This window comes from Streptococcus sp. 121 (genome assembly GCF_016458205.1).
GTDB lineage: Bacteria > Bacillota > Bacilli > Lactobacillales > Streptococcaceae > Streptococcus.
In genome coordinates this window covers 1-13,490 of the sequence record NZ_JAEMED010000016.1, presented here as the reverse complement: position 1 = coordinate 13,490, position 13,490 = coordinate 1, and the positions used below count along the sequence as shown (strand labels likewise).

The window sequence follows — 13,490 nt, the reverse complement described above, 5'->3', positions numbered from 1 at the left end:
TATAAAATAGTATGCATCAGAAAAGTAATTTTGCTTCCTCTAAAGAGAGCTTGTGGTTGCTGCAAACAAGTGTGGAACAAGGTGAAGATTGGGCTGATAACTGACAATCGGATAGATGAAAAGAGATGGTTTTCCATAAACGAGGTGGCACCGCGGTATATCGTCCTCACAGAGTTTTTTCTGTGTGGACTTTTCTTTTTATCATTCGACCATAGAAAAGGAGAGGATTAATATGACCAAACCGATTATTTTAACAGGCGATAGACCGACTGGGAAGCTCCATATTGGTCACTATGTTGGGAGCTTGAAAAATCGTGTCTTGTTACAGGAGCAAGGCCAACACAAGATGTATGTATTTTTAGCCGATCAACAGGCGTTAACAGACCATGCTAAGGACCCACAAACCATTGTGGAATCTATTGGCAATGTTGCCTTGGATTATTTAGCTGCTGGGTTAGATCCAGAGAAGAGTACGATTTTCATTCAAAGTCAAATTCCAGAGCTGGCAGAGCTATCCATGTACTATATGAATCTAGTTTCTTTAGCGCGCTTGGAACGGAATCCAACAGTTAAAACAGAAATTGCGCAAAAAGGCTTTGGGGAGAGCATCCCAACAGGATTCCTTGTCTATCCAATTGCTCAGGCAGCGGACATTACGGCCTTTAAGGCTAATTATGTTCCAGTAGGAAATGACCAAAAACCGATGATTGAGCAAACTCGTGAAATTGTACGGAGTTTTAATCATACGTATCAAACGGATGTCTTGGTGGAGCCTGAAGGAATTTATCCTGAGAATGAATCAGCAGGGCGCTTACCAGGACTTGATGGAAATGCTAAGATGTCCAAGTCTTTGGGAAATGGAATCTACCTTGCTGATGACATGGATACCTTGCAGAAGAAGGTTATGAGTATGTATACGGATCCAAACCATATTCGAGTGGAGGACCCAGGGAAGGTCGAAGGAAACATGGTTTTCTATTACCTAGATGTTTTTGGACGTCCTGAGGATGCGGATACCATTCAAGCTATGAAAGATCACTACCAACGTGGTGGTTTAGGGGATGTCAAAACCAAGCGTTACTTACTAGAGATTTTGGAAAGAGAACTCGGGCCTATCCGTGAGCGCCGATTAGAATTTGCCCAAGATATGGGACAAGTTTATGACATGCTGAAGAAAGGCAGTCAGGCTGCCCAGGCTGTAGCTGCAGAAACCCTTGATCAGGTCAAGGAAGCTATGGGGATTCGCTATTTCTAATCCTAAGTTATATTAGTTGACAATTCATTTAAGAGTGATAAAATATTTAAAACCTATCAGGATTGGCCTGATGAAAGATAAATAAAGAGGAGAAATACCATGTCAAATTGGGATACTAAGTTTCTAAAAAAGGGCTACACTTTTGATGATGTTTTGCTCATTCCGGCAGAAAGTCACGTGTTGCCAAATGATATTAATCTAAAGACGCAATTGGCGCCGAATCTAACCTTGAATATCCCTATTATTTCAGCTGCTATGGATACTGTTACAGATAGCCGTATGGCCATTGCTATGGCTCGTGCTGGTGGACTTGGAGTTGTTCATAAAAATATGTCTATTGAAGAACAGGCAGAAGAGGTTCGTAAGGTTAAACGTTCTGAAAATGGCGTTATCATGGACCCGTTCTTCTTGACACCGGACCACTCTGTATCTGAAGCGAATGAGTTGATGGAACGTTACCGTATTAGTGGAGTTCCAATTGTAGATACTCTTGAGAGCCGGAAATTAGTCGGTATTATTACCAATCGTGACATGCGTTTCATCACTGACTTTGGTCAATCAATCCGTGAGCACATGACAAGTGAAAACCTTGTAACTGCTCCCGTTGGAACAGATCTAGAGATAGCTGAACGGATTCTTCACCAAAATCGTATTGAAAAACTACCATTAGTAAATGAAGATGGTTCTTTGGCTGGTTTGATTACCATCAAGGATATTGAAAAAGTGATTGAGTTTCCAAATGCAGCTAAAGATCAATATGGTCGTCTTCTAGTAGCCGGAGCTGTAGGGGTTACTTCTGATACTTTTGACCGAGCACGCGCTTTGTTTGAAGCAGGAGCGGATGCAATTGTTATCGACACTGCTCATGGTCATTCAGCTGGTGTGCTCCGCAAGATTCGCGAAATTCGTGAAGTATTCCCAGATAAGACTTTGATTGCTGGAAACGTGGCAACAGCAGAAGGAACACGTGCCCTTTATGATGCTGGTGTTGATGTTGTTAAGGTCGGAATTGGACCAGGCTCAATCTGTACGACACGTGTTATCGCTGGGGTTGGAGTTCCTCAAGTGACAGCCATTTATGATGCAGCAGGTGTGGCGCGTGAATACGGAAAGACAATCATTGCTGATGGTGGTATCAAGTATTCAGGCGATATTGTTAAAGCTCTTGCAGCAGGTGGCCATGCAGTTATGCTTGGTTCTATGTTGGCAGGTACCGATGAGGCTCCTGGTGAGACAGAAATTTTCCAAGGACGTAAATTTAAAACCTACCGCGGAATGGGAAGTCTTGCAGCTATGAAAAAAGGTTCGAAAGACCGATATTTCCAAGGTTCTGTTAATGAAGCCAACAAATTGGTTCCTGAAGGAATTGAAGGTCGTGTAGCTTATAAAGGGGCTGCATCTGATATTGTCTTCCAAATGGTCGGTGGTCTACGGTCTGGAATGGGCTATGTTGGTGCAGGAGACCTATCTCAACTTCGTGAGAATGCACAATTTATGGAGATGAGTGGTGCAGGCTTGAAAGAAAGTCATCCACATGATGTTCAAATTACCAATGAAGCACCGAATTATTCAGTGCATTAAGAATTCAAAAAAAAAACAGGCTAGATTGCCAATGTCATTAAGTTAAGGGATTCTGGAAGCTCGTTAGTCGAACTTCCGGAATCCCTTTTTTGCTATACTTAAGCTAAGGGAGGTATATCTAATGCCAAATCAAGTAAAGAAGCATCTACGAAATAGTATTGTTACTGTGATTGAGCGAGATAGACGAAGTTTGCTCCATAATCCACATGATTTTACTCGTAATCGGGAACTATCTCTCGATAAAATGTTGAATCTAATCCTTGGTATGTCCGGAAATTCTATTTCTAAGGAATTGTGGATGCCAATATTTGGACTACAGAGTCTGCTTTTGTACAAGCTCGCTGGCATGATTCTATCCCTATTTTAGCTGCAGATGGAAGTGACGTGAATATTCCTAGAAATTCAAAATATGAGGGGAGCTCTTTTCAAGGTGGTGATGGAAAGAAGTCGTATAACCTGATTCATCTTAATGTATTTTATGACCTAAACTCAGGCATTTATACGGATGTTATAGTACAAGATAAAAGAAAAGCAGATGAGCGACAGGTAGTCATTGACATGATGGAGGTATCTCCCTTTTGAATCAGCCCTGGTAGTCATGGACAGAGGATATGAAAGTTATAACCAACCTTATGGCGCATTTTGAGGAAAAAGGATGGCAATAGATTATTCGTGTCTAGAATGGCCCGGAATCTTTTGCATCAAGGTATCATTTACCGGATACTTCAATTGAAAAAGAGGTTACTATCAAATTGTCTAGGAATCAAACAAAACAAAAGAATTATCGATTTGTCTCCCATAATTCCAGATTTGATTTCCACTCGGACTCTATCAGCTACGGAAGTAATCCTCCATTTTATGAACTGCATTTTCGAATTATAAAGTTTCCGATAGATGAAGGACAATATGAAGTCCCTGTTACAAACTCATCCGTGCCTTTTGAGGAGATTAAAAAACTCTATGCCCGTAGATGGGGCATAGAGACAAGTTTTAGAAATCTAAAGTATAGTATTAGACTTCCTGCAAAACAGTGATGGAACTTGAGATTCATCGAAGTTATCACTTGAAAAAAGACTGAGTCACAAGATATTTCAGTGAGGTTATACGATATTTCTTGCTGAGAAATTGGAGCAAATACATTAGTTCCGCAGGAAGTCTATTATAGGACTGGTTAATTTTCATGCAAAGAAGAAGGAAGGTGTTCTTCAAGAAATCTATGCACGTTTTACAGAGTTTAACTTCTGTAAGTGGATCATCATGAAAGTTAGTGATACAATGCCGAACTTGGAAAACTACCGAACTTGCTTTTCTGATGCGGTTTATGCCTGCAAACAATTTCTTAAAAACAGGCTCACTTCTTCTAAATTGAAAACTTACATAGAAAGACATGTATCAATCATTCGTCCAGGTCGGACGTTTAAAAGGCGACTGAAAAATCAATCAGTAGTAAGCTTCATCTATAGAGAATCATAATTTTTTTAAAAGGCTTAAAAAAACCTTATTTGGCATGCACAAAAAGACCACTTTCGAAACTCCTATGTAGATTTGGACTTTCAAAACCGGTCTTATTCTAGGTTCTAGGTCTTAACTTAATGACATTGGTAATCTAGCCTGTTTTTTTCAAGGTCTTGTTCGACAACCACTAACATTTATAGACAAAGCAACAATTGACCGTAGATTTGTAAATATTACTTGGCAGTGTTGGGGTATTATTCTGGCTTAATTGTGCCATTATGGATATTATAAATCTGTAAATCAATTTGTAAATCTTGTAAATGATCAAGTGAAGTTGTTGTCAAGAATGTCTGGATATCTCCACTAATTGCTTCTAGTAGGCGTGTCTGCCTCTGATTATCCAGTTCACTCATAACATCATCCAACAAGAGAATCGGACTCTCTCTGGTAACATCTTTGATAAGTTGAATTTCTGCTAATTTCAGTGATAGAATCAAACTTCTTTGCTGGCCCTGACTTCCAAACTTAGCATCCATTTCATTGAGAAAAAAACGAACATCGTCTCGATGCGGACCAACACTGGTGGTTCTCTTTTTGATATCCTTTTGTCTTTTTTCTTGCAAGGCATCAATCAAGTTTTTGACAAGATATTGTAAATCTGACTGTAAATCGACAGAGCTTTCATATTGAATTGTTAAAAATTCTCGATCATGGGATAGATGTTCTTGTTGAGTTCTAGCAACAGCTTCTAAATTAGATAAAAACTGAAGTCGATGTTGGATGACTCTAGCTCCGTATTGTGCTAGTTGTTCATCAAGGACGTCAAGGTAGTTGCTGTCCATAGACTGTCCGGATTTCAGGTAAGTATTGCGCTGTTTTAAGATATGTTGGTATTGAGAAAGTTCTGCTAGATAAGTGGGTTTAATTTGTCCCAAATCCATGTCTATAAACTTCCTTCTCAATGAGGGTGAGCCTTTAACCAGTTGTAGATCCTCAGGAGCAAAGAGGACAACATTCATATGTCCGATGTAATTGGACAGTTTAGCTTGTTTTAGGTGATTGACTTTGGTCATTCGTCCCTTGCTTGTCCAAGTTATTTCCAGAGGAAGGGTTCCTGTCAATTTTGATAAAAGTCCCTGCAAACGAAAATTATCGGTATCGAATTGTGTCAATTCTTTGTCAAGTCGTGTCCGGTGACTTCTAGTGAGGGCCAAAAAGTAGATGGCCTCTAGAAGGTTTGTTTTTCCTTGGGCATTTTGACCCAGAAAGACTGTAAGTCCAGGTGTAAATTGAAGTTTTACATCTGTGTAATTTCGGAATTGATGGATTTCCAGTTCTTTTAACCACATGATTACCTACCGGGGAACCGAACAGGTTTCCTTTTTGATTTTTCTTTATGTGAAGTTTGTTTTTTATTTAATTCCTTGACAAGTTTAGCAACACGTTCTTTTTCTGCAAGAGCTTCGCGGTGTTCTAAAATCTCATCTTGGTTAGGAGTCACTAACTGAATTTCTATTTCTAAATTGGGAATTTGAATCTGATCTTGTAGGTAGAGTTTTTTACCTCGTCGGCTTTCTTCATTTCCATTTAGAAATACTTGATTGTCAGCTAAAAAAGCCTTCACAGCACCCCCACTATGGATAATTCCTAAGTCTTTTAAAAGGGCTTGTAATGTAATAAATTCATCAAATAATTTGTAGTCCATAATATACCTCTGGGGCTATTATAGCATACTCAATCTATTCTTGCTTTCCGGTGTGGAAAGTATGTTTTTATTGGGATTAGTGGTATAATGAAATCCTATATAGATTAAATTTCGAGGTGAATATGAAACTAGTTGACGGTGTACATTTACATGTCACAAATAGTCAAAAATTTAAAAGCAATGTTATCAAAATTCGCTTTACCTCCTCTCTGTCACGCTATTCTGTTTCAGCGAGGGCTATCGTCGCCTCCATTTTAGAAACAGCCAATAAAACTTATCCACGTTTAAAGGATTTACAAAGGCATTTGGCTTCTCTATATGGGGCTGAGTTGTCAACTTCGATTCACACAATTGGGAATTTACATATAGTTGACATTGATTTACTATTTGTGAAAGATCGTTATATAAGTAAGAAGCAGTTTTTATTAGAAAATATCTTTGAATTGATCCACTCTGTTCTTTTCCAACCTTTGGTCGAGGATGAGGGATTCAACGAGAGCCTCTTTCTTACGGAACAACAGAATTTAATGGATTTGGTTGAAAAGGAAAGGGAGAACGATTTTAGCTTAGCTAAAGCTGAATCAATCAAGAGTTTTTATGGAAACCATCCCGACTGGTCTCTTAGCCAATACGGGACCAAGGATTTGCTAAATTCTGAAACTGCCCGGTCAGTTTATCGAGAATTTCAACGGATGTTACAATATGACCGGATTGATTTCCTATTCTTTGGAGAGTTTTCAGAATCTGCTGTTCGAGATCGAATCCAAACCTGGAGATTTGAACCAAGGAAAGATCTGGTAAATCTGCAACATTATCAACCAGAGAACAGTATAGTTCGAGAAAATTTCCAAAAAGCCTTGGGTCAACAATCTGTTTTGGATCTAGCTTACCATACCCCTGTTTTTCGTGATGAAAGTAGTTATCCTGCTTTGGTTTTGTTAAATGCGCTATTAGGACAATTCCCTCATTCTTTTTTATTCCGAAAAATCCGAGAAGAAGAAGGTCTAGCCTATACGGTCGGAAGCCAACTCCATATATTCTCTCATCTCTTCAGGATGTATATCGGTTTTGAAAAATCAAAGCGGAATCAGATTTTCAAACTAATTCGACAAGAGGTGAATCGGTTACGGCGTGGAATAATCAGCGAGGAGCAGGTATCTATGAGTAAAAAAATGCTCCTGAATTTGATGACTCAAATTGAAGATTCACCGATGGCTTCAGTGGAGCGTATGTATCAGACGTCGATGTTTGGAGCTGCTTATTCGATTGATGGATCATTCAAAAAAGCTATCGAAGCTGTGACGACAAAAGAGATCCAAGCTGTGGCTAGAAGTCTTCAGCTTCAATCCATGACATTTTTGGAAGGGAGTAATCTATGAAAGCAATAGAAGAAAAACGTTTTTCCAGTATTGATGAAAGCTTGTTTACCTATCGTTTTTCCAATGGCTTTACACTACGAATGCTCCCCAAAAAAGATTTCAAGGAATATGCTGGGTTACTAACTGTCAACTTTGGAAGTTTAGATAATCAAGCGCAAAGTTTATCTGGAATCGCTCATTTTTTAGAACACAAGATATTTGAAACCGATAGTGGGGATGATTTTTTACTTAAGTTTACAGAGTCTGCAACGGATAGTAATGCATTTACAGGATACGGTTACACAGGCTACACTTTTTCTTCTAGTCAAGAGATTATTGAGAATTCACGATTGTTGATTGACATGCTATCCTCTTTTACAACGAGTGAAGATGCTGTTAATAAAGAGAGAGACATTATCCGCCAGGAGTTGGAAATGTACAAATCAGATCCTGATCAAGTCTTGTTTACAGAAACTTTAGCAAGGATGTATCCTAAGACGGCTTTGGCTCAAGAGATTGTGGGGACTGAAGATTCCCTAGCTCGTATTCAGTTAATGGATTTACAAAAGGCTTACAACACTTATTACAGAGCTGACAACATGGATCTGTTTTTAATTGGAGATTTTCAACCTGAATTTATCGTTGAGAATTTAGAAGTGTCTGTTTCGAAATTGACAAATCCGACGGATCTTCTTCCTCCTCGTCGTTCAATAAAGCGTGAATCTGTTATTACTGGTCAGTCTATTCGAATGGATATTTCAAAAGCAAAATTGGCGATTGGTTTACGAGGAGGTCAATCTTTACAAGGACAAGATGTATTTGTTTATAAGATTAAGTTACAACTCTTTTTTTCCATGTTGTTAGGATGGACATCCCAACGCTATCAGGATCTATTGGATTTGGGAAAGATTGATTATTCCTTTCAATTAGAAGTTGAGGTCCAGGAAGCCTATCACCATGTATTGTTTTTCCTGGATACGGATGAACCTGTTTCGTTGTCTCATCAATTGCGAACTATTGTTAGAAGGTTTCAACAATCTCGTGACCTATCTGAAGATCATTTGGATTTGTTGAAAAATGAAATGTATGGAGACTTCATCAGACAGTTGGATAACTATGATTTTATCCTTACTAATTATATGGTAGGAAAGGAGGGGGTGAATCTTTTTGACCTTCCTGTCATTCTTCCCTCCCTTCATCTAGTTGATGTTCTTGAAGTTGGACGTGAATTTATTGAGAACTGTGACATGATGGATTTCACTGTATTACCGAATTATACCTAGAAAGAGAAGGACCTTGATATGAGAAAAGTTACTATTGGTGAAGTGCTGCGATTAGAGCGAATTCATCAGGGAAAAAAATTAAGTCAAATCCAGAAAGCTACGGACATTCAATTAGAATATTTGGAAGCTTTAGAAAAAAATGACTTTGACCAGATGCCCAGTCCCTTCTATGCCCGCTCCTTTATTAAAAAGTATGCCTGGGAATTAGGGCTCGACGATAAAATTCTATTGGCAGCTTATGAAAATGGCTCTATGGTGGCTTACGATGAAATTGAAGTTGATGAAGATAAGGGACGAACCACTCGCATCGAACGCCGTAAAATAAAATCTTATCTACCCGCCTTTTATTTTGTACTCATATCACTGGGAATTCTTGGGTCAGTAGTGTACTTTGTTTGGAATTACTCTACTAACCATGTCTCAGAAACACCGATTACCAGCTCCAGTCAATCAGAGGAAGGGACGAATCAGTCTGAAGAACAAGATGAGAACTTAACAATTAGCGTGTCTACTTACGATGGTATTACCTATGTAACAGCCTCTGGTGTTAATAAGCCTATCGATTTAAAATTGAGTCGACTTCGGAATGGCAGTTCTTGGATTTCGGTCTCTGAAACGGAAGTGGCAAACGGTGTGACTTTGAATAATGCCAATCCAAGCTTTGAAGCAGAGTTGGTAACAAACTATGAATTCTATATTGGATTAGGTGATCCCACTGCGGTTGAAATGACCTTAAATGGGCAAAAAGTGCCACTTGACGATCTTCCTGCAGAGCCGATTACTCTGGTATTGCGCACCAGTTCACAGATGACTTCGTCAAGTGAAAATAGTGGCAACACAGTAGAGCAAGAGACTAACGTCACCGAAGCTAGTCTTGAGAATGACAGCTTAGAATAGTGAGATAGCAATGAAAAAAGAAAGTATCCCTAATTTACTTACCTTGATACGGATCGCCATGATCCCTCTATTTATTCTTTTACTTAGTTTGCCAGGTCGGTCAGACCTGCACTGGTTAGCGGCTCTTATTTTTGCAGTGGCTAGTTTCACTGACTATTTAGATGGTTATTTGGCCAGAAAGTGGCAAGTTGTTTCAAATTTTGGGAAGTTCGCAGACCCAATGGCGGATAAATTACTGGTAATGTCTGCCTTTATCTTGCTAGTAGGTCTAGATTTCATTCCTGCCTGGATTGCGGCTCTGATTGTCTGCCGTGAATTAGCCGTAACGGGCTTGCGCCTACTCCTTGTTGAACAAGGGGGGACTATTTTGGCCGCAGCCATGCCAGGGAAAATTAAAACCTTCTCTCAAATGTTTGCCATTATTTTCTATCTTCTCCATTTTCACCTATTAGCTGACATAACACTCTATATCGCTTTATTCTTTACGCTTTACTCTGGATACGACTACTTCAAAGGCGCGTCCTTCTTGTTTAAGGATACATTTAAATGAAAAAAAAGAAAATCGAAGTTCGTAAACTCAGCTTCCGTTACCAAAAAGACAATGAACACCCTACCCTGAATCAGGTTGAGTTTCACGTGAAACAAGGAGAATGGATGTCGATTGTCGGACATAATGGGAGTGGCAAATCCACCCTTGTACGACTGATAGATGGACTTCTAGAAGCAGATGAAGGCCAAATTATCATAAATGGAGAACCTCTGACAGCAGAAAACATTTGGGAAAAAAGACAGCAAGTAGGTATTGTTTTTCAAAATCCAGATAATCAGTTTGTCGGAGCAACTGTAGAGGATGACGTAGCTTTCGCCTTGGAAAATAATCAAGTTCCAAGAGAAGAAATGCAAAATCGTGTAGAAGCAGCCCTGAAAGCCGTGAATATGTGGGAGTTTCGTGACCGGGAACCTGCACGACTATCCGGAGGACAGAAGCAGCGTGTTGCCATTGCAGGTGTACTGGCCCTTCAACCCGAAATTATCCTCCTCGATGAGGTCACTAGCATGTTAGATCCAGAAGGTCGCCAGGAATTAATGGAGACTATTTCTCATATTCGGAAGCAGGAGGATTTAACGATAGTTTCTGTTACCCATGACTTAGAAGAGGTGACACTTAGTGACCGAGTCTTGGTGATGAAAAACGGACAGGTGGAATCTATCCAGACACCAGGAGAACTCTTTCAACGTCAAGGTTTAGAAGCACTGGGTTTAGATGTCCCTTTTTCCAGTCAACTTCTAAAAGAGCTGGATTTGGGGCCAAATAGCCCGACATATTTATCAGAAAAAGAATTGCAGGATTATTTATGGGAATTAGAGTTTCCAATGTAAGTTATAGTTACCAAGCAGGGACGCCTTTTGAAGGACCAGCTTTATTTGATATTGATTTAGACATTGTTGAGGATCAATACACTGCGATCATTGGACACACTGGAAGTGGTAAGTCAACGCTTCTACAATTGTTAAATGGTTTGTTACTCCCAACTAAAGGTCACTTACAAGTGGGCACATTGATTTTGGAAGCCGGTCGTAAACAGAAGGATATTAAGCAGGTTCGGAAAAAAATCGGATTGGTTTTCCAATTTCCTGAAAGCCAATTGTTTGAAGAAACTGTGTTAAAAGATGTTGCTTTTGGTCCACAAAATTTTGGTATATCCCAGGAGGAAGCTGATCGAATTGCTAGAGAAAAGTTATCAATGGTTGGCATTCAGCCTGAGTTCTTTGAACGAAGTCCCTTTGAGCTTTCTGGTGGTCAAATGCGTCGTGTCGCCTTGGCAGGGATTTTAGCCATGGAGCCTGAAATTTTGGTTCTAGATGAGCCGACAGCAGGACTTGATCCAGCAGGACGTAAAGAATTTATGCAGTTATTTTCTGATTTGCATGCCCAGGGAATTGGAATAATCTTGGTGACTCACCTGATGGATGACGTGGCTAATTATGCAGACTATGTGTATCTTCTTTCAAAGGGGCGATTGGAAGCTCAAGGGGTTCCTAGTGAATTATTTCAAGATGTGGAAAGGATGGAAAGGCTACACTTAGGTCTTCCCAAAATTACTCGCTTTGCCTTAGCGTTGAGAGAACGTGGATACCCTTTTGATCGGTTGCCAACAACTTTGAAGGAATTTAAGGAGGTTTTCCATGGATAAGTTGATTCTAGGTCGGTATATTCCAGGCTCCTCCTTTATTCACCGTCTAGATCCAAGGGCTAAACTTTTGGGAATGTTTGCCTTTGTTCTGATGATTTTCTGGGCTAACAATTTTGTTACAAATGTTCTTGTTTTGTTAGTGACGGCATGTCTTTTATTATTATCAGGTTTACCCTTGAAAGTTTATTGGGACGGCTTGAAACCTATGTGGTTTCTGATTTTATTTACAATTTCTTTCCAACTATTTACTCTAAACTCTGGCGACCCCCTACTTCAATGGGGATGGTTGACAATAACTGACAAAGGATTGATTCAGGCTGCGATTATTTTTATTCGGTTCTTGACAATTATATTGTGGTCCACAGTCTTAACCTTGACAACAATGCCCCTTACCTTGGCGAGAGCGATCGAATCCTTATTGAAACCCTTAAAAGTGGTCCGTTTTCCGGTACAAGAAGTTGGTTTAATGTTGTCAATGAGTTTACGATTTATTCCTACGTTGATGGATGATACTGTAAAGGTTATGAACGCACAGAGAGCGCGTGGTGTTGACTTTGGGGAGGGAAATCTTCTCGAAAAGGCTAAATCGTTTATTCCGATTTTAATTCCTCTCTTTGCTTCGAGCTTTAAACGGGCGGATTCTTTGGCGACTGCCATGGAGGCACGTGGTTATCAGGTTGGTGCTGACCGTACAAGTTATCGTAAACTTACTTGGAAATCAGCAGATAGCTTGTCAATCTTTTTACTCTTCTGTCTAGCTCTGGCTTTGTTTTTCCTTAAAAATTAGCATTTATTACAGAAAAACACTGTAAATATCATCTCCTTGTAACAAACGTTACCTTTTCTATAAAAAAGAGTAATAAACACTTTGTATGATAGGGATAGATAAAAAGGAGATAAGAATGCGTAAAGAACAAAAACAAAAGTATAGAAACTTTGGAATTCTAACAGCTGCATCAGCCCTTGTAATTGGAGGGACTGTACTAGCAGAAAACTATACTGGAAGTAAAGAAATAGCATCTTCAACAATCGAAAAGAAAGAAACAGTATCTTCAAGTACTGTTTACAAAGCTTCATCTTCTCAAGTGAAATCATCATCTAAGAGAGAAGTAAAAGTACAAGAGGAAACAGCAACTAGTGCAGAGTCAAAAGTTGCAACTGAAGTTGAACTTTTGAAAGCGAATCCTTCAAGCAATTCTACAGAGACTACTCAAGTAACTGCATTGGTAGATACAGCGGAAAATCATACTTATACAGCTCCAGCAAGCTTACCAGTTGCTCAAGTAAACTCCTCAACTACAGCAGTGGGTTCAATTGTTCTGGCCAATGGAAATACTGCTGGTGAACACGGACAATACGCAGCTGCTCGCATGGCAGAATTAACGGGTGTTTCAGCTGCAACATGGGAAAATATTATTGCTCGTGAATCAAACGGAGATATCTATGCAGCTAATGCTTCGGGTGCAAGTGGACTTTTCCAAACCATGCCAGGTTGGGGTTCAACAGCCAGTGTTGAAGATCAAATTCAAGCTGCCTACAATGCTTATAGCAATCAAGGACTTGCTGCTTGGGGTTATTAATATACAAATTATAGAAAAAGAACGCCTAGAGATTTGGGTCTCAGGCGTTTTTCCGGTACGACGGGCATGTCGTACATCTGAGGTGTAAGTCCTCTGTGGGCACCTGCTACCGGTGAACCCAATAGCGACTCCCAAGCCTGACTATCGTGAGGTAGCGGGGAGAGGAAGGGATAGCGAAATC

General features: G+C 39.7%; 14 protein-coding genes and 1 pseudogene. 13 read left to right on the top strand and 2 right to left on the bottom strand.

All coding sequences use genetic code 11. The annotated features are described in order from the left end of the window. Window positions 1-232 precede the first annotated feature (232 nt). From trpS to JEQ21_RS09895, 5 genes and pseudogenes are all read left to right on the top strand, one after another. Window positions 233-1,255, top strand: coding sequence for a tryptophan--tRNA ligase (gene trpS, locus JEQ21_RS04565; RefSeq protein WP_199364249.1), 1,023 nt, complete (start codon window positions 233-235; stop codon window positions 1,253-1,255). Between the two features lie 99 nt (window positions 1,256-1,354). Then, window positions 1,355-2,836 carry an IMP dehydrogenase gene (guaB, locus tag JEQ21_RS04560; protein ID WP_196092320.1) on the top strand — a complete coding sequence of 494 codons (1,482 nt, stop codon included), beginning with the start codon at window positions 1,355-1,357 and terminating at the stop codon, window positions 2,834-2,836. Window positions 2,837-3,130: 294 nt separating this feature from the next. Next, complete coding sequence (locus JEQ21_RS09900; RefSeq protein ID WP_199364247.1) at window positions 3,131-3,418, top strand: transposase; 288 nt, start codon at window positions 3,131-3,133, stop codon at window positions 3,416-3,418. Between the two features lie 170 nt (window positions 3,419-3,588). Next, on the top strand, window positions 3,589-3,870 hold the full coding sequence (locus JEQ21_RS10265; RefSeq protein ID WP_199364238.1) for a transposase: 282 nt from the start codon (window positions 3,589-3,591) through the stop codon (window positions 3,868-3,870). Between the two features lie 118 nt (window positions 3,871-3,988). Then, window positions 3,989-4,309: pseudogene (locus JEQ21_RS09895) on the top strand (IS4 family transposase); the annotation flags it as partial. Between the two features lie 236 nt (window positions 4,310-4,545). On the opposite strand, the gene recF reads toward JEQ21_RS09895, so the two are convergent. Further along, window positions 4,546-5,640, bottom strand: coding sequence for a DNA replication/repair protein RecF (recF, locus tag JEQ21_RS04545; RefSeq protein WP_199364230.1), 1,095 nt, complete (start codon window positions 5,638-5,640; stop codon window positions 4,546-4,548). A 2-nt stretch (window positions 5,641-5,642) separates the two neighbouring features. Then, window positions 5,643-5,996: a S4 domain-containing protein YaaA gene (gene yaaA, locus JEQ21_RS04540; RefSeq protein ID WP_199364228.1), complete on the bottom strand. Its 354-nt coding sequence runs from the start codon at window positions 5,994-5,996 to the stop codon at window positions 5,643-5,645. A 122-nt stretch (window positions 5,997-6,118) separates the two neighbouring features. On the opposite strand from yaaA, the gene yfmF reads away from it, so the two are divergent. The 8 genes from yfmF (at window position 6,119) to JEQ21_RS04500 (ending at window position 13,309) form a co-directional block, all read left to right on the top strand. After that, the gene (gene yfmF, locus JEQ21_RS04535) at window positions 6,119-7,375 is read left to right on the top strand and encodes an EF-P 5-aminopentanol modification-associated protein YfmF (protein ID WP_199364225.1); all 1,257 of its coding nucleotides are present in this window, start codon (window positions 6,119-6,121) and stop codon (window positions 7,373-7,375) included. Further along, complete coding sequence (yfmH, locus tag JEQ21_RS04530; protein ID WP_199364223.1) at window positions 7,372-8,637, top strand: EF-P 5-aminopentanol modification-associated protein YfmH; 1,266 nt, start codon at window positions 7,372-7,374, stop codon at window positions 8,635-8,637. The genes yfmF and yfmH overlap by 4 nt, the downstream gene beginning before the upstream one ends. 18 nt (window positions 8,638-8,655) lie before the next feature. Continuing rightward, entirely contained in the window at window positions 8,656-9,534 is an 879-nt protein-coding gene (locus JEQ21_RS04525) for a helix-turn-helix domain-containing protein (protein WP_199364221.1), read from the top strand. A gap of 10 nt (window positions 9,535-9,544) precedes the next feature. Further along, complete coding sequence (gene pgsA, locus JEQ21_RS04520; RefSeq protein WP_199364219.1) at window positions 9,545-10,084, top strand: CDP-diacylglycerol--glycerol-3-phosphate 3-phosphatidyltransferase; 540 nt, start codon at window positions 9,545-9,547, stop codon at window positions 10,082-10,084. After that, complete coding sequence (locus tag JEQ21_RS04515) at window positions 10,081-10,914, top strand: energy-coupling factor transporter ATPase (RefSeq protein ID WP_199364217.1); 834 nt, start codon at window positions 10,081-10,083, stop codon at window positions 10,912-10,914. Before pgsA ends, JEQ21_RS04515 begins: the two co-directional genes overlap by 4 nt. After that, entirely contained in the window at window positions 10,890-11,729 is an 840-nt protein-coding gene (locus JEQ21_RS04510) for an energy-coupling factor transporter ATPase (protein ID WP_196092252.1), read from the top strand. The genes JEQ21_RS04515 and JEQ21_RS04510 overlap by 25 nt, the downstream gene beginning before the upstream one ends. Next, window positions 11,722-12,516 carry an energy-coupling factor transporter transmembrane component T family protein gene (locus JEQ21_RS04505; protein WP_196967578.1) on the top strand — a complete coding sequence of 265 codons (795 nt, stop codon included), beginning with the start codon at window positions 11,722-11,724 and terminating at the stop codon, window positions 12,514-12,516. The genes JEQ21_RS04510 and JEQ21_RS04505 overlap by 8 nt, the downstream gene beginning before the upstream one ends. 115 nt (window positions 12,517-12,631) lie before the next feature. Continuing rightward, window positions 12,632-13,309 carry a peptidoglycan-binding protein gene (locus tag JEQ21_RS04500; RefSeq protein WP_199364215.1) on the top strand — a complete coding sequence of 226 codons (678 nt, stop codon included), beginning with the start codon at window positions 12,632-12,634 and terminating at the stop codon, window positions 13,307-13,309. The last annotated feature ends 181 nt before the right edge of the window (window positions 13,310-13,490 follow it).